15 protein-coding genes are annotated in these 14808 nt (G+C 64.4%); 5 read left to right on the top strand and 10 right to left on the bottom strand.

All coding sequences use genetic code 11. The annotated features are described in order from the left end of the window. Window positions 1-51: 51 nt before the first annotated feature. Together C451_RS15070 and C451_RS15065 are read right to left on the bottom strand one after the other, a co-directional pair. Entirely contained in the window at window positions 52-330 is a 279-nt protein-coding gene (locus C451_RS15070) for a UPF0058 family protein (protein WP_007741837.1), read from the bottom strand. Between the two features lie 151 nt (window positions 331-481). Beyond that, the gene (locus C451_RS15065; RefSeq protein ID WP_007741833.1) at window positions 482-697 is read right to left on the bottom strand and encodes a DUF7120 family protein; all 216 of its coding nucleotides are present in this window, start codon (window positions 695-697) and stop codon (window positions 482-484) included. Between the two features lie 254 nt (window positions 698-951). On the opposite strand from C451_RS15065, the gene C451_RS15060 reads away from it, so the two are divergent. Both C451_RS15060 and menD read left to right on the top strand, forming a co-directional pair. Then, window positions 952-2292 (top strand): isochorismate synthase, encoded by a 1341-nt coding sequence (locus C451_RS15060; RefSeq protein WP_152420481.1) that lies wholly within the window; start codon window positions 952-954, stop codon window positions 2290-2292. Further along, a complete protein-coding gene (menD, locus tag C451_RS15055; RefSeq protein ID WP_007741829.1) occupies window positions 2289-4055 on the top strand; it encodes a 2-succinyl-5-enolpyruvyl-6-hydroxy-3-cyclohexene-1-carboxylic-acid synthase in 1767 nt (588 codons plus the stop codon). Before C451_RS15060 ends, menD begins: the two co-directional genes overlap by 4 nt. Window positions 4056-4057: 2 nt before the next feature. Here menD and C451_RS15050 read toward each other — a convergent pair whose 3' ends face one another. From C451_RS15050 to C451_RS15035, 4 genes are read right to left on the bottom strand one after another with little or no spacing between them, the layout of a single operon-like run. Beyond that, window positions 4058-4735 carry an ABC transporter permease gene (locus C451_RS15050; protein WP_007741827.1) on the bottom strand — a complete coding sequence of 226 codons (678 nt, stop codon included), beginning with the start codon at window positions 4733-4735 and terminating at the stop codon, window positions 4058-4060. Beyond that, a complete protein-coding gene (locus tag C451_RS15045) occupies window positions 4732-5745 on the bottom strand; it encodes an ABC transporter ATP-binding protein (RefSeq protein ID WP_007741826.1) in 1014 nt (337 codons plus the stop codon). Before C451_RS15045 ends, C451_RS15050 begins: the two co-directional genes overlap by 4 nt. Then, entirely contained in the window at window positions 5742-6455 is a 714-nt protein-coding gene (locus C451_RS15040) for an ABC transporter permease (protein WP_007741825.1), read from the bottom strand. The genes C451_RS15045 and C451_RS15040 overlap by 4 nt, the downstream gene beginning before the upstream one ends. Then, window positions 6452-7390, bottom strand: coding sequence for a glycine betaine ABC transporter substrate-binding protein (locus C451_RS15035; RefSeq protein ID WP_007741824.1), 939 nt, complete (start codon window positions 7388-7390; stop codon window positions 6452-6454). Before C451_RS15035 ends, C451_RS15040 begins: the two co-directional genes overlap by 4 nt. 285 nt (window positions 7391-7675) lie before the next feature. Here C451_RS15035 and C451_RS15030 point away from each other — a divergent pair, with 285 nt between their 5' ends. After that, on the top strand, window positions 7676-8563 hold the full coding sequence (locus C451_RS15030; RefSeq protein ID WP_007741823.1) for a 1,4-dihydroxy-2-naphthoyl-CoA synthase: 888 nt from the start codon (window positions 7676-7678) through the stop codon (window positions 8561-8563). A gap of 407 nt (window positions 8564-8970) precedes the next feature. Here C451_RS15030 and C451_RS15025 read toward each other — a convergent pair whose 3' ends face one another. Beyond that, window positions 8971-9891 (bottom strand): GNAT family N-acetyltransferase, encoded by a 921-nt coding sequence (locus C451_RS15025; RefSeq protein ID WP_007741822.1) that lies wholly within the window; start codon window positions 9889-9891, stop codon window positions 8971-8973. Beyond that, entirely contained in the window at window positions 9888-11156 is a 1269-nt protein-coding gene (gene gatD, locus C451_RS15020; RefSeq protein WP_049913153.1) for a Glu-tRNA(Gln) amidotransferase subunit GatD, read from the bottom strand. The genes C451_RS15025 and gatD overlap by 4 nt, the downstream gene beginning before the upstream one ends. Before the next feature lie 132 nt (window positions 11157-11288). Between gatD and C451_RS15015 the strand changes: the two genes are divergently transcribed. Together C451_RS15015 and C451_RS15010 are read left to right on the top strand one after the other, a co-directional pair. Continuing rightward, the gene (locus C451_RS15015; RefSeq protein WP_007741820.1) at window positions 11289-12179 is read left to right on the top strand and encodes a ribonucleotide-diphosphate reductase subunit beta; all 891 of its coding nucleotides are present in this window, start codon (window positions 11289-11291) and stop codon (window positions 12177-12179) included. A 64-nt stretch (window positions 12180-12243) separates the two neighbouring features. After that, window positions 12244-12726 (top strand): hypothetical protein, encoded by a 483-nt coding sequence (locus C451_RS15010; RefSeq protein ID WP_007741819.1) that lies wholly within the window; start codon window positions 12244-12246, stop codon window positions 12724-12726. A gap of 71 nt (window positions 12727-12797) precedes the next feature. Here the strand turns inward: C451_RS15010 and C451_RS15005 are convergent, their stop codons facing one another. Together C451_RS15005 and C451_RS15000 are read right to left on the bottom strand one after the other, a co-directional pair. Further along, window positions 12798-13121, bottom strand: coding sequence for a DMT family transporter (locus C451_RS15005; protein ID WP_049913162.1), 324 nt, complete (start codon window positions 13119-13121; stop codon window positions 12798-12800). Window positions 13122-13515: 394 nt separating this feature from the next. Continuing rightward, window positions 13516-14799 carry an RNA-guided endonuclease InsQ/TnpB family protein gene (locus tag C451_RS15000; RefSeq protein ID WP_007741816.1) on the bottom strand — a complete coding sequence of 428 codons (1284 nt, stop codon included), beginning with the start codon at window positions 14797-14799 and terminating at the stop codon, window positions 13516-13518. Between the last annotated feature and the right edge of the window lie 9 nt (window positions 14800-14808).

Raw genomic sequence — 14808 nt, 5'->3', positions numbered from 1 at the left:
GGCGTCAAATACCCACCGGGACTCGACGGAACGTGACGGGTTACTGTCCTCTCAGAGCTTGCCTTCGGCGTCGGTGGCGAGCTCGCGCATACGCTTGCCGATGCGGCCGGCGTCGGAGAACTCGTCGTCGCTCATCGCCTCGGCGAGGGCGTTGCCGAGGATGAAGACGGCGTGTTTGTGCTCGTTTTTCGATTTGTGGACGTCGTCGGGCGTGACGTCGAGCTCCTCGTAGGTCTCGAACAGCTCCGGGTCGACGTCCTCGCGGTTGTTGACGAATTCGGTGATCGTCACCATCTCCTCGTGGAGTTCGAGGAGTTCCTCCTTGTGCATATTGGGTATCTAGAGGTGTTCGGTCGGTTTAACGGTTGTCCTCACGATCGGTCTCACACCGTCGGACAGCAGTACGGAACGATCGGTGTTCGATACCATTTCGATGAATGGATCGTCGCGTCACGGGTTCCCGATCGGCTCCCCAAAAATATCAGAAGACGTACTCGTCTTCGTGGCCCATCATCCCGTCGTCTTCGAGGCCAGTGCCCTCTTCGTCGTCCATCGGTCCGTTCGTCTGATACGCTCGCATTCCCGTCGAGAGAAGCTCTTCGACCGCTTCCTGACGGTTGAGGAACTCCCCTTCCTCGACCATGCGCGCGATCTGCATTTCGAGCTGCTCCGGGATCGTGATCTCTACTTTAGCCATCGGAACACCGGGGCTTCGGTAGAGGGGTATTTAATTCTGACGGGGAAATCAGTTCGTGCTGGAAAAACACTATCTCGCGGAGAACAACTCGTAATTTCGAGATACGAAACATATTTTCTGATCAGTGAACGACAGGTCTCGTCTCGCAGCCCGCGGTGAACGACCCGTGGAAACGCACATCGGGCGAATCACGGCGGGAGCGCGCCCGAAACCGGAAGGACACGCTCAAGGGCCTCCCGTCCCAACCGTCCGTGATGGCACAGGCAGGACGTGAGGGACACCCGCCGGGCATCGGCGACGGACGGCTGGTGAGTCGCACCCGCGAGATCGACGACTGCTCGTTTCGTGCGTTTCTCTCGGCACAGTCGGCTCCGCGGGTCGCGTGGGCGACACCCGACGGTCTCGAACTCGTCGGCGGCGGCGCGGCGGCGGTCGTCCGTGCCGAGGGGACCGATCGCTTCGATACGCTCCGTGCGGACGCCGCAACGCTGTTCGACGATATCGATGCCGACGGCCCGCCCGCCGCCCGCCCGCGCCTTCTCGGCGGACTCGCCTTCGAGGCCGATCACACGCCCGCCTCGCCGTGGGAAGGGTTTCCGGCGGCGCTGTTCGTCCTGCCGCGCGTCCAGCTCACGCGTGCGAACGATCGGACGTGGCTGAGCGTCACGTCCTACGACACCGACGCCACCCCCGAGAGCGTCGCCGAGCGTCTCGACACCGTCCACGAGACGATTGCCGATCTGCCGATGCTGCGCCCGAGCGGGCAGCGACCGGGGATCGCCACCACCCGGCGATTGACTACCAACGCCGAGTGGACCGAAAGCGTCGAGCGCGCCGTCGCGTCGATCCGGAACGGCAATCTCCGGAAGGTCGTCCTGGCCACCGCACTCGACGTGACGCTCGCTGCGCCGATCGACGTTCCCGATACGCTCGAACGGTTCCGGCGAACCTACCCCGAATGCTACCGGTTTCTCGTTCAGCCGACCGAGGAGCGCGGGTTCTTCGGCCCACCGCCGGAGCGCCTCGTCAGGATGGACGGCGACCACGTCGCCACCGAGGCGCTCGCGGGTTCGGTCGAACGCGGCGACACGCCCGAGGAGGACGCCGAACTCGCGCGCTCGCTCGAAGCAAGCGACAAACTCGGCCACGAACAGGCGCTCGTCACCGACACCATCCGCGAGTGCCTCGCTCCCTTCGGCACCGTCTGCGTGGGCGAGCGCGGGATCAAACGCCTTTCCAACATTCAACACCTCCGAACGCCGATCACGGCGACGCTCGACGACGACACTCACGTTCTCGATCTCGTCGAGGTGCTCCATCCGACACCGGCGGTCGGCGGTCTCCCGCCCGAACGCGCCCGGTCGGTGATCCGCGAGACGGAGCCGTTCGACCGTGGCTGGTACGCCTCCCCAGTCGGCTGGTTCGACGCCGCTGGCGACGGCGAGTTCGTCGTCGGCATCCGATCGGCGGTCGCCGGCGGCGACGACGCGACGCTGTTCGCGGGCGACGGTATCGTCGGCGATTCCGACCCCGACGAGGAGTGGGCCGAGCTCGGGCCGAAGTTCCAGCCGGTGCTCGACGAACTCGACGAATGACCCGGGACTCGCGCTGGCCGAACCGGAACACGCTCTGGGCGGACGTCTTCGTTTCCGAACTCGTCGCCCAGGGCGTTTCCACGGTCTGTATCGCGCCGGGGAGCCGCTCGACGCCGCTGACGGTCGCCTTCGCCGAGCATCCGGAGATCGAGGTTCTCTCGCATCTCGACGAGCGCTCGATGGGCTTTTTCGCGCTCGGGCGCGCCAAACGCACCGGCGAGCCCGTCCCCGTGCTCTCGACGTCCGGCACCGCGACCGCCAATTTTCATCCCGCCGTCATCGAGGCGAATCAAGCGCGCGTCCCGCTTCTGGTGCTGACCGCCGACCGCCCGCCGGAACTGCGCGACAGCGGCGCGAACCAGACGATCGATCAGAACAAACTGTATGGCTCGGCGGTCCGCTGGTATCACGAACTGCCCGAACCCGAGGCGAACGGTCGCAAACTCCGCTCGCTGCGGGTAACGGTCGCCCGCGCGCTCGCGGCCAGCACCGGCACGCCGCCCGGTCCCGTCCATCTGAACGTCCCGTTCCGCAAACCGCTCGAACCCACTCCCGTATCGGGCGACGTGCCCGACGACATCGCCGATTCGGAGCCGCTCGGCGCGACGGGACGCGACGGGCCGTTCGTCCACACCGAACAGGGTCGTCCCGTGCTCGACGATTCCACCGTCGATCGGATCGCCGACGCGCTCGCGACCGAGCGTGGCCTCGTCGTCGCCGGCCCGAGCACGACTCTCGACGCGTCGGCGATCGCTGCTCTGGCCGAGGCGACCGGCTTCCCGATCTGTGCCGATCCGCTGTCGGGGCTGCGCTTCGGTCCGCACCGCGCCGACGCCCTCGTCTGTGGCGGTTACGACTCATACCTCGATGCCGACGCGTGGCCCGCGCCGGAAGTCGTGATCCGTGTGGGTGCATCGCCGACCTCGAAAGTTCTTCGCCAGTATCTCCGCCGTTCGGTCCGCGAGTCGGGAACCCGCCAGTTCGTCGTCGACCCCGCCGGCGAGTGGCGTGAGGCGACGTTCGTGGCGAGCGACCTGCTCGTCGCCGATCCGAACCGACTCGCGCGCACCCTCGCCGAGCGCGTCGAGACGAGCGCGAGCGACGAGTGGCGTGATCACTTCGCTGCGGCCGAGCGACGCTCCCGGCAACTCGTGGACGACGCGAGCGACGAACAGTTCTTCGAGGGGACGGTTCTGAGAGACGTCTTCGCCGACGCCCCCGACCCCGCCACGGTGTTCCTCTCGAACTCGATGCCCGTCCGTGACGCCGACCGCTTCGGGGCACCGCGCGACGCCGGGCTCACGGTGCTGGGCAATCGCGGTGCGAGCGGCATCGACGGCATTCTCTCCTCGGGACTGGGTGCCGGCAGCGCGACCGACGAGCCGCTCGTCGTCGTCGTCGGCGACGTGGCCTACTACCACGACATGAACGGGCTGCTCGCGCTCTCGCGCTGTGACGTCGACGCCACGATCGTCCTTCTCGACAACGACGGCGGCGGCATCTTCCGGCTGCTCCCGATCGCCGAGTTCGATTCAGTGTTCGAGCAGTTCGCCACGCCTCATGGGCTCGATTTCGCACCCACAGGCGAGCTGTACGGATTCGAGTTCGTCCGCGCCGACGGTCGCGAGTCGTTTCGGGACGCCTACCGAGCATCACTCGACAGCGCCGGCACGCAGGTCATCGAACTTTCGTTCGACGCCGAACGGAGCCACCGCTTTCGCGACGACGTCCAGAAACGCGTTCTCGACGAGTTCAACGAGTAATCTCAGGCCGCGGCGGCGGTCCGGTCGCTTGCCGTCTCGGTGCCGAGTCGCCGCTGAGCCAGCCCGAGCAGTCCGTCGAGCGTGATCGCCAGCAGCGCCCCCGGGATCGCGCCGGCGAGCAGCTGCGTGGTGCTGAACAGTTTGATGCCGCCGATGACCCAGACGCCGAGCCCACCGCCGCCGATGAAGAAGGCGAGATAGGCCGAGCCGACGTTGAGAACGACGCTCGTGCGGATACCGGCGAAGATCACCGGCAGGGCGAGCGGCAGGCGGACTTTCCGGAGGATCTCCCAGTCGGTCATCCCCATCCCGCGGGCGGCGTCGACGGTGCTGTCGCTGACGCTCTCGATGCCCGCGATCGTGTTCGTGAGGATCGGGAGCAGCGAGTAGGCGAACAGGCCGACGACCGAGGGGAGAAAGCCCAGCCCGAGTATCGGGAAGGCGAGCGCGATGATCGCGAGCGTCGGCACCGTCTGAGCGACATTGCCGAACCCGGAGACGATCGAGTTCACCCGATCGTTGCGCGTCGCAGCGATCCCCAGGGGGACGGCGACGATGATCGCGAGTGCCTCCGAGACGAACACGAGCGTGAGATGCTCGCGCAGCAGCTCGAAGAACCGAGCCGAGTTCGCCAGCAGATACGCCCACGTCTCCGCGAGCAGGCTGATGAGATCGCTCATTCGCTCGCCGCCTCGATCTCGTCGGCGTGATAGCTCCTGATGTCCTCTTCGGTGACGACGCCGATGACCGTGGCGTCCTCGACGACCGGGAGCGCCCGCACACCGGCCTGGATACACCGCGAGAGCGCGACCTGTGCGCTATCGCTCGGCGTGACCGGGATGAGCTCGCCGCCGTCGGCCATCACGGTGTCGGCGGGGTCGAACGCCTCAACGACGTCGCGGTGTTCGTTGGGCACGTCCGTCCGCATGATCTCGCTGACCTGAAGCACGCGCAGCTGTTTCAGCGTGCGATCCGGCCCGATGAAGTCCTCGACGAACTTCGTCGCCGGTGCTTCGAGCATCGCCGACGGCGTGTCGTACTGGACGAGCTCGCCGTCGTTCATCATGGCGATCTTGTCACCCATCTTCAGTGCCTCGTTGATGTCGTGGGTGACGAAGATGATCGTGGTATCGATCTCCTCCTGGATGTCGAGGAACTCGTCCTGGAGGTTCTCGCGGGTGATGGGGTCAAGTGCGCCGAACGGCTCGTCCATCAGCATCACGTCGGGCCCGGCCGCGAGCGCGCGGGCGACGCCGACGCGCTGCTGTTGGCCGCCCGAGAGCTCGCCCGGATAGCTGTCCCGATACTCCTCGGGCGGGAGCCCCATCAGATCGAGCAGTTCGTCGACCCGCTCGTCGGTGCGGTCGTCGTCCCAGCCCTTGAGCTCGGGCACCGTGGCGACGTTTTCGGCGATCGTCATGTGGTCGAACAGCCCGATATCCTGGATGACGTAGCCGATCTGTCGGCGGAGTTCGGTCGCCGGGAGCTCCTGGATGTCGGTCCCGTCGTAGTAGACGGTCCCCTCGGTCGGCTCTTCGAGGCGGTTGACCAGCTGCATCGTCGTCGTCTTCCCGCAGCCGGAGGGACCGACGAGAACCGTCGTCGTCCCCTCCTCGACCTCGAAGCTGAGGCCGTTGACCGCCTGTGTACCGTCGCTGTACTGTTTGTGAACGTTGTCGAACTCGATCATTGGAGTTGTGTGCGGATTGCGTCGAGCAGTCGCGTCGTATAGGTCGGTTCGAGGTCCTCGCCGTTACGCAGGCGGAGACCACGTTCGGTCACGGCAAACAGGTAATCGAAGGCCAGCGCCAGCACCGAGACCAACACCGTGGCGACGACGATCATCGCCGTGTTGCCCTGGTTGATGCCGTAGAAGATGAAAAAGCCGAGCCCGGGGCCGCCGATGAACGCGCCGATGGCCGCAAGCCCCACCAGCAGGACGACGGCGTTTCTCACCCCGGCCATCACGACCGGGAGCGCCACGGGCAGGCGAACGCGCCAGAGACGTTCGAACCGGTTCATCCCGAGACCCGTGCCGGCCTCGATGGCAGCGGGGTCGACCCCTGTGACGCCGAGGTAGGTGTTTCTGATGACTGGCAGCTGTGAGTACGCCACTAACGCGACGATCACCGGCGGCGTCCCGATACCCAAGATGGGGACGAGCATTCCGAAGAAAGCGATCGAGGGGATCGTGAGCAGTATGCTGGCGATCCAGAGCACGACCGTCGCCGCGCGCTCGTTGTAGCTGATGGCGATCCCGAGTACGATGGCAATCGGCAACGCGACTACCAGCGTCTCGACCGCGAGAACGATGTGCTCGCCGAACAGCCGCAACAGACGGTCGCTGTTCTCGGCCGCGAACTGGACGAGCGAGGCGAAAAACGAAACGACGCCGCTCATATCAACCCCTCCGAACGAAGGTACTGCCGCGCGACCTTCTGGGGGTCTTGCTTTTCGATCTGTACCTTCTTGTTGAGATCAACGATCTTCTCGTAGGTCAGCGTCGGCCCGATGGCGTTCAGCGGTTCGCGGATCTGGGGTTTCTCTTCGATGATGTCGTTGGTGATCGGTGCCGGATTGTATGTCGGGAAGAAGCTCTTGTCGTCTTCAAGTACCTTCAGGTTGTACTGGCGGAGCTGTGGGTTGGTAGTGAACCCCATCCCGATAACAGCCCGTGTGCTATCGATTATCTGGTAGGTGAGCGACGAACTGGCGGTACGGGTGTTGAGATTCGAGGCGGCCTTCTCGAACCCGTACCGTTTGAGCATTCCCGGCCAACCATCGTCTCGTTGGGAGAACGAAATACCGAGCACGACCGGCGCGTTCAGTTGGTTGTTCTTGACGTATTTTGCGAAGTCGCTGATGGTTTTCACCCCCGTTTTCTCTATCCATTCCGGTTCGGCGATGAGGGCGTAGGTATTGTTGAACGGGGCCGGATTCAGCATCGTCAGGCCGTAGTTGCGCTGCATCGACTGCTTGACCTTCCGAAAGAGCTTCTCCGGTTTCGAGATGATCTTGTCCCGTTTGGGCGGGAAGAGCGCCCACGCCGTCCCGGTGTACAGCCAGAACAGATCGGTCTCGTCGCTTCTGACCGCCCGGAAGTTCATCGGGTCCCCACCGAGGGAGGTCTCGTCGATCACGGATAGATCGGTGTTTTTGCGAAGGGATTCGATAGCCATGTAGCTCAACAGGACCCCCTCCGGGAACCGCTGTGAACTCACCGTCACGGCATCGGTGTCGGCACCGAGGACGGCCGTACAGCCCGCGGTCGCGCCCATGCCGGCCGTCGCGGCCGTCGCGCCGCCGTATTTGAGAAAGTCGCGTCGTGTGGTCACGTTCTATCCTCCTTGATCCGTTTCGACAGCGCCTGTGCGCTGGATGGACGGTTCTCTGGGTTGTCTGGATGCATCGAGTGCATGTATCGCTGTGGCGCTGGAAAAACACGGAGTCGGATACTTAGTCTCTTGGCTTGCCAGTGCGCATGCGTGCCACACAAACGCGAGTTGCCGAACAACTCCGGTAGTGTCGATACGCCACGAGTCGGTCGGCCGCTCACGTAACGTTACCGCCGCCACCGCCCGACTACCAAGGTTTTTCGCTCATCCGGGCGCAGTACCGGTATGGTTTCGGCACTGTTCGACCCCGACCGCTGGCGATCGATCGATCGGTTCGACTTCGCGGATATCACCTATCATCGAGCCACCGACTCGGGAGCCGTGCGCATCGCCTTCGATCGCCCCGCGGTGCGCAACGCCTTCCGCCCCAAAACCGTCGACGAGCTCGCGACGGCGCTCGACCACGCCAAACGCCAGACCGACGTCGGTTGCGTGCTGCTGACCGGCAACGGCCCCTCGCCGAAGGACGACGGCTGGGCGTTCTGCTCGGGCGGCGACCAGTCGGTCCGCGGCGGCTCCGGCTACGAGTACGACGGGAGCGAGGGCGACAGCGAGAACACCGGCCGACTCCACATCCTCGAAGTCCAGCGCGCGATCCGCCACCTCCCGAAACCCGTCGTCGCGGTCGTCCCCGGCTGGGCGGTCGGCGGCGGCCACTCCCTCCACGTCGTCTGTGATCTCACCATCGCCAGCCGGGAGCACGCGAAGTTCCTCCAGACCGACCCCGACGTCGCGAGCTTCGACGGTGGCTTCGGCTCCGCCTATCTCGCCAAACAGATCGGCCAGAAGAAGGCTCGCGAGGTGTTCTTCCTCGGGAAGACCTACGACGCCGACGAGGCCGCCGAGATGGGCATGGTCAACGAGGCGGTCCCACACGACGAACTCGAAGCCACGGCTCTGGACTGGGCCGACCGGATCAACGGCAAGTCGCCGACCGCCATCCGCATGCTCAAATACGGCTTCAACGCCACCGACGACGGCATGGTCGGCCAGCAGGTCTTCGCCGGCGAAGCCACCCGTTTGGCCTACATGACCGACGAGGCACAAGAAGGACGGGAAGCGTTCATGGACGGTCGCGATCCCGAGTTCGAGGACGTTCCCTGGTATTACTAGGATCCCACTCTTTTGCTGCGAGGGGTCGCGCTCGCTCCCTCCGGTCGCTCGCTTGACCCCCGTCTGCTCACGGGCGGCTTCGCCGCCCGTTCGCACGGCCAGCGGGACCTTCGGTCCCGCTCGGCTTGCAAAAACCTGGACTAAAAACTCCCGCCCGCTCCCTCGCTACGCTCGGTCACTCACGGCGAACCGCACTCGCTACGCTCGCGCGGATGCTATTCCATTCTCCGCACAGCACCGCCGAAGCCCTCGGCCGCTTCGCGGGCCTCGCCCTTCATCCGCCAGGAGAGCAAGCTCTCCTGAGCCTCAGCTCGCGTCGCTCGCCGAGACGCCAAACGAAGCGACGGACTGCTCGCTCGCCTGCGATTCGCTTGCGGCAGTTTCGCGAGCGGACTGGCGTAGCGAGTTCAGGAGAGATCGGCTTCGAGCACGAAATCCGGCTCGCCACTCACCGCGACGCGGGCGGCCGCAGTGTCAGAGACGTGCCGTGGCGTCTCGGGGATCAGCACGCGCGTGCGGTCGGCATCCAGTTCGGCGGCATCGGCGCTGATCGCGTCGAATAGCGCCCGTGCGGCGTTGAGCTCGTCCCACGCACCGACGCCGTACTCGGCCCAGTGTTCGCGTTCACCGTCCTGCTCGCGCTCGTAGTCGCGCACCCGGTGAGCCATTCCGTGGGTACCATCGGATTCCTGCACGGTGAACATCCGCGTTTCGCCGGCCGCCTGACGCAGGCGCTCGCGAGTGAGCTCCGAGACGGCCCACGACTCGTTTCTATCGAGTACGAGGCCGTCCAGAGCGTCGCGTGCCGCCGAGCGCTGCCAGTAGCCCCAGGCATCGTCGGGCGCGTTGATGACGTCGTAGCTCGATTTCCTGCCGCTGTGATCCGACTCTGAGTCGGGCTTGGGATGTGCCCAGCGGAACTCCGTCCGTGGATCGAACCCGGCGGCGCGCGACCCGCCCAGTCCGGCCACGTTCCACGAGAAGACCATATTTCGACAGAGACTCGCCCCATGTTCGCGCGCCCACGCGAACAGCGCGTCGTTCAGTTTCGTGCTGAGGCCCGCGCCGCGGTAGTCGGGGTTGACGCGCATCCCCTGAGCCCACGCCTCGTGTCCGGAGAGCAGCACGCCCTGACAGATGCCCGCGATGTCGTCGCCGGCGTCGGCGACGAACGTCCGCTGGTGATCGCCGTCGCTCGCGACCCACTCGTGATAGACGTCCGGGATGTAATCGCTCGCTTCGCGATCGGCCCACGTCCCGCGAGTGAATTCCACGACCGCCTCATAGTCCTCTCGGCGTGCCTGTCGGATGTGGATGCCCGTACTCACTGCGCACGACCCCCGTCGACCAGACTCTCGGCGGGTACCGATCGCTCGGTGCACTCGCCGGCCAGCGACGTGCCCATCGCCCCGGCGATATCGTCCTCGTTCGCCAGCGCCCACATCAGTTTCACCTTCGCAGTGCCGGGCAGGGTGTCCTCGGCCTCGATGACGCCCACATCGAGCAGGTCGCGCCCGGTGTCGTAGACCCGGTCACAGACCCGTCCCGAGAGACACTGACTCGTCATCACGACCGTCGTCCCCTCATCAATCAGTTCCTCGATTCGCGGGATCCAGTCGGTATGGACGTGGCCCAGCCCCGTGCCTTCGAGGACGAGTCCGGCACTCCCCTCGGCCACATCGAGAAATCGCTCGCTCGTGCCGGGCGTGAACTTCACCAGTTCGACGTCGGTTTCGAGACCCGATTCGATGGTGAGGTCGGCTGCGTCGCGCTCGCGGTGCTCCTCGTGGAATTTTACCTCGCCGTCCTCGTAATCGACGTGACCGAGCGGTGTCCCGTCGACGGTTGCGAAGGCGTCGCGGCGCGAGGTGTGGTTCTTCCGCACGCGGGTTCCCTGGTGGAGCGCACACCGGTCGTCGGAATCGCTCGCGTGCATGCAGACCATGACCTCGGCGCAGTCGCTTTTGGCCGCCTCTACCGCACAGACGGCGTTCATCACGTTGTCCGAAGAGGGTCGGTCGGCCGAGCGCTGACTCCCGGTGAACACTACCGGCACCGGTGTGTCGAGCATGAACGCGAGCGCACTCGCCGAGAACTGCATCGTGTCCGTGCCGTGCATCACGACCACGCCGTCCGCGCCCGCCTCGATCTCCTCGTGGACCGCCTGAGCTAGCTCCTGCCAGACGCCGGGCGTCATGTTCTCGGAGAGGATGTTCGCCACGACCCGCCCGCGGTAGTTCGCCCGCCCCGCGAGATCGGGCACCGCCTGGAGCACGTCCTCGGCGTCGAACCGCGCCGTCACGGCTCCAGTCCGGTAGTCCACGGTTGAAGCGATCGTGCCACCCGTCGAAACGAGCGCGATCGTCGGCAGCCCCTCGTCGAACGCTACCTCTGAGGATTCGCTCGCGTCCGCACCGCCGACGTCGTGGACGCTCGCCTCGACGACTTCCAATTCGGCTCCCTCCCTGTCGATACCGACGTTGTAGCCACCGTCGAGTTTGAGCACGGCGCGCTCCGCGGTCGTGGCGGGCATGAGAACGCCCTCGTGGGTCCGTCCCTCGCGCGTGAGACGGACGCGATCGCCCGGATTCATATCTCGACTACCGCCCTCGCGGACTTCAATTCGTCCTTCCGCCGATCGCGCGCTGAACCGCATGCCGATATATAAATATCCCCGTCGAGCTGGCAGGAGCTTCATGGGCCGGTGGTGCGTAGCTCGCACGAGATGTCGGGGACCGAACCGTCGATGCAGATCGACACCGACGCACGAACGTACCGCTACTACCGTCACGCCGTCGAGAAACACTGGGATCCCCACGAGATCGATCTCGCGGCCGATCGCGAGGCGCTGGCCGATCTCGACGACGTCGGTTTCGAGGGGCTCAAGCGCGCGCTAGCCCTGTTCGGCGCTGGCGAGGACGCCGTCGCCGAGGACCTCGCGCCGCTGTCGGTCGTCCTCGACGATTTCGAGGATCAGCTGTTCATCACGACTCAGCTCTACGAGGAGGCCAAACACGCCGACTTCTTCGATCGGTACTGGCGCGAAGTCATTCATCCGGCCGAAGACGACCGCGGTGCCGAGCGCAGTTCGCCAGCCGACGAACGATGGTTCTCCGACGAGTACGACGAGCTGTTCGAGCGCAACGAGCGCGCGATGGCACGGCTGCTCGACGACGACACGCCCGAAAACCGCGCGAAGGCGTACTCACATTACCACATGACCGTCGAGGGAATCCTCGCTCAGACCGGCTACTACGGACTCACTCGCCAGTTCGACACCGACACCTACCCCGACGTACCGCATCTGCCGGGGCTCGTCGAAGGACTCACCTCGATCCGTAGCGACGAGGGTCGCCACGTCGGCTTCGGCATGGCGAAACTCAAGGAGCTCGTCGAGAGCGAACGGGTCGATCCGTCGGTCATCGAGGACACCGTCGGCGAACTGCTCCCGCTAGTGCAGGCGTCGATCCCCGACTACGAGAGCGACGAACCGGGCATCGAGCCGAACGAACTCGTCGAATACGCCACCAGCAAACACGGCCAGCGCATGCAGCAGATCACCGCCGCGAACGATTCGATCCCCGATGTCGACGAACTGACCGCGCTCGGCGACTGAGGGGTTCGTCAATCGAACCGGTCGACAGGGAAAGGTCCATGTCGTTCGGGGCACACGTTCCCGTATGGCCGACCGCGCCGGCGAACAGACGACGACCCGCGACACCGAGGAGCTGCTCGCGGAGGTCGAGACCACGTCCGAGGCGGTCGACGACGAACCGGCGACGGCGAGCGACGGCCCGACGCTGCGCGAGCGAGCGGAGGACGTTTTCTCGGTGCGAACGTTCGTCGTCGCGCTCGCGCTCACCGCTGTCGGCGTCGTTCTCGGTGGGTTCGTCCCGATTCTCGGCGCGATACTCAGATATGTCGGCGTCTTTTTCGCGACCTTTGCGCTCGGCGCGGCGAGCGAGCGCCGCCACTACGTCGAAGCCGGTCTGGCTGGTGCGCTCGTGCCTGCCGTCGGCACGCTGCTCGATTACTTTGCACTGACGATCGGCGGAGTTGGCGCTCCGGTCATCGCTGTCGCCGCCGGCGTCGGACTACTCGCCGGACTCGTCGGGCACTACTTCGGACGTGATCTACGCGACGGGTTGACGCGCGAGTTGTAGCGCGCAGTACTCTGGAGCTCACTCCTCATTCCGTCAAATCAGGCGGCTCTATCGGAGTCGTGGAGATCGCCTCAATGGCCCGTAACCTCTAGTCCGACGACGCCAGCGACGATGAGACCGATGAACCCGAAGCGGGCGATGCTCGAGGCCTCGTCGAACAGAACGACGCCCAGAATGGCCGTCAGGGCGGCTCCAATGCCCGTCCAGACGGCGTAGGCCGTGCCGATCGGGAGCGACTGGACGGCTCTGGCCAGCAACACGACGCTGATGGCCATCGAAATCACCGTCGCGACGCTGGGGACGAGTTTCGTGAAACCGTCCGAGAGTTCGAGACCGAGCGCCCAGCCGGTTTCGAAGATCGCTGCAACGACGAGGTACAGCCACGCTGAGACCATCATTGAGGCATGAAAACCCGGATGCATAGCGGTTGCGAAATCGGATCCACGGGATGGTCGACTGCTTTCGACAACCACCACTCCCTGCTTGCAGACACTCACCACCGATTCGTCGTTCGCCGGCTCACTGTTCGTCTTCACGACGAACGAAACCGTTGGTCGCCAGCAGATCGAGTGCGGTGCTTGACGACTGTCGTCAGCCTCCTTATAGGACGTAATTAACAGTCGCAGTGGAGGTTGATTTAGCTCGTCGGAGACATCGCGTCAGCGCTCGCTTCGTCTGGCTCGGGCGGCGAGGCGTTATCCCGTGAGAAGTGACCGAACGCTGCACCAGCGAATATACTGACGTTGACATCCTCCCCGCCCTGAAGGGCGAGGATTCCTCGTTGGGATATTAGGGTTTGCAGTCCACCACGGGTGCGCCCGGTGAGAATCCGTGCGTCCGATCATGAAGATGGACCACTGGCTGTGCCAACCAGCCGGTACTCCTATCGCCCGATGGCGACTCGGAGTTACTTCTCCGTCTGATATTCTCTGCTCCATTCACATCTGCATTCGCCGTCATACCACACACTTCGCACCGGTACAAGCCACGTTCGACGCGCTGCCGATCGGCTATCTTTCCACACGCCGAACAGGTCTTCGATGTATCTCGCTCGGAAACGTCCGCATCCACCGTGATACCTTCGGCCTTCGCCTTGTACGTAAGAACCTTCGTGGCCTTGTCGAACGGCCACCCGTGCAAATCAAGGTTGCCGTGCTTGCCCCAGTTCACCGCGTCACCGTTCTCATCGTCGCGGATACCACCGAGGTCACCAATCGCGATCCTCCCGACGTTGTTCTCTTTGGCATCTTCAACGACGTGTTTTGCCCACGCGTGGATGAACTGGCTCCGACGCTCGGTACGTTTATGATTGAGACGAGTCGCCCGATTGCTCCACGAACGGTCGCATTTCGCCACTTCTTTCGTGAAGTAGTACTCGTTCTCTTTGAGGTAGTTGCCCGGATACAGCGTGGCTTCGTCGTTGCTGTACGCAACGGCGGCGAAGTTACAGATGCCGAGGTCGATTCCGGCGGTTTCGTCGCCGGGCGGATCGGGCGTCTCAATCTCGTGTTTGCAGACGATGTGCAACCGCCACTCACCGTGTTCGTACACCGCGCGCACCTGCTGGACGTTTTCGATAGCAACGTCGTCACGGGTGTCGTATTCACAGAGGATGTAGTCGTCGCGACTCTCCTTGTGGTTGAAGCCCTTCGAGAGTCGAAGGCGATCGTTCTCGGTATCGTGACGGATCCCCTTCTGTTTCCACGTCACCGTGGAACGCGGGTGTTCCTCGTGAACGAGGTTGCCGTCCTCGTCGTAGTAATTGCGTTTGCGGAATCCGGGCGGGTTGTCCCGCGTGTCGGACGACCCGTACCACGAGTGAAAGGCTTCAGCGAGTTCTTCCAGAACGCGCTGACTGGATTGTGACTGCAAATCCGTGTATTTCTCATGACCTTTCAGCTCGCTTTTGAGGTCGCCTTCACCGGGAATCTCACCGGTAGTGTCCCATTCGGTTTGGATGTGGTATAGACCAACGTTCCACAGTTTCGACACACTCCAGCCACACCTGTCGAGGTCGTCACTCACCTGTGAGTGGTTGGTGATCGTCGCTCGGTGGGTGCGGTGGTCGTGCATCGGCGGAAC

The sequence above is a fragment of the Halococcus thailandensis JCM 13552 genome, from assembly GCF_000336715.1.
Lineage (GTDB): Archaea > Halobacteriota > Halobacteria > Halobacteriales > Halococcaceae > Halococcus > Halococcus thailandensis.
The sequence above is the reverse complement of the archived record's forward strand: the minus strand, read 5'-3'. Positions and strand labels throughout refer to the sequence as shown.

Bases quoted from the DNA above. Each gene is read 5' to 3' on its own strand.
- C451_RS15065 (WP_007741833.1), bottom strand. From the start codon at position 697: ATGGCTAAAGTAGAGATCACGATCCCGGAGCAGCTCGAAATGCAGATC.
- C451_RS15015 (WP_007741820.1), top strand. From the start codon at position 11,289: ATGTCGGGGACCGAACCGTCGATGCAGATCGACACCGACGCACGAACG.
- C451_RS15070 (WP_007741837.1), bottom strand. From the start codon at position 330: ATGCACAAGGAGGAACTCCTCGAACTCCACGAGGAGATGGTGACGATC.
- C451_RS15030 (WP_007741823.1), top strand. From the start codon at position 7,676: ATGGTTTCGGCACTGTTCGACCCCGACCGCTGGCGATCGATCGATCGG.
- C451_RS15040 (WP_007741825.1), bottom strand. From the start codon at position 6,455: ATGAGCGGCGTCGTTTCGTTTTTCGCCTCGCTCGTCCAGTTCGCGGCC.
- C451_RS15005 (WP_049913162.1), bottom strand. From the start codon at position 13,121: ATGGTCTCAGCGTGGCTGTACCTCGTCGTTGCAGCGATCTTCGAAACC.
- C451_RS15045 (WP_007741826.1), bottom strand. From the start codon at position 5,745: ATGATCGAGTTCGACAACGTTCACAAACAGTACAGCGACGGTACACAG.
- C451_RS15060 (WP_152420481.1), top strand. From the start codon at position 952: ATGGCACAGGCAGGACGTGAGGGACACCCGCCGGGCATCGGCGACGGA.
- C451_RS15010 (WP_007741819.1), top strand. From the start codon at position 12,244: ATGGCCGACCGCGCCGGCGAACAGACGACGACCCGCGACACCGAGGAG.
- C451_RS15000 (WP_007741816.1), bottom strand. From the start codon at position 14,799: ATGCACGACCACCGCACCCACCGAGCGACGATCACCAACCACTCACAG.
- gatD (WP_049913153.1), bottom strand. From the start codon at position 11,156: ATGAATCCGGGCGATCGCGTCCGTCTCACGCGCGAGGGACGGACCCAC.
- C451_RS15050 (WP_007741827.1), bottom strand. From the start codon at position 4,735: ATGAGCGATCTCATCAGCCTGCTCGCGGAGACGTGGGCGTATCTGCTG.
- menD (WP_007741829.1), top strand. From the start codon at position 2,289: ATGACCCGGGACTCGCGCTGGCCGAACCGGAACACGCTCTGGGCGGAC.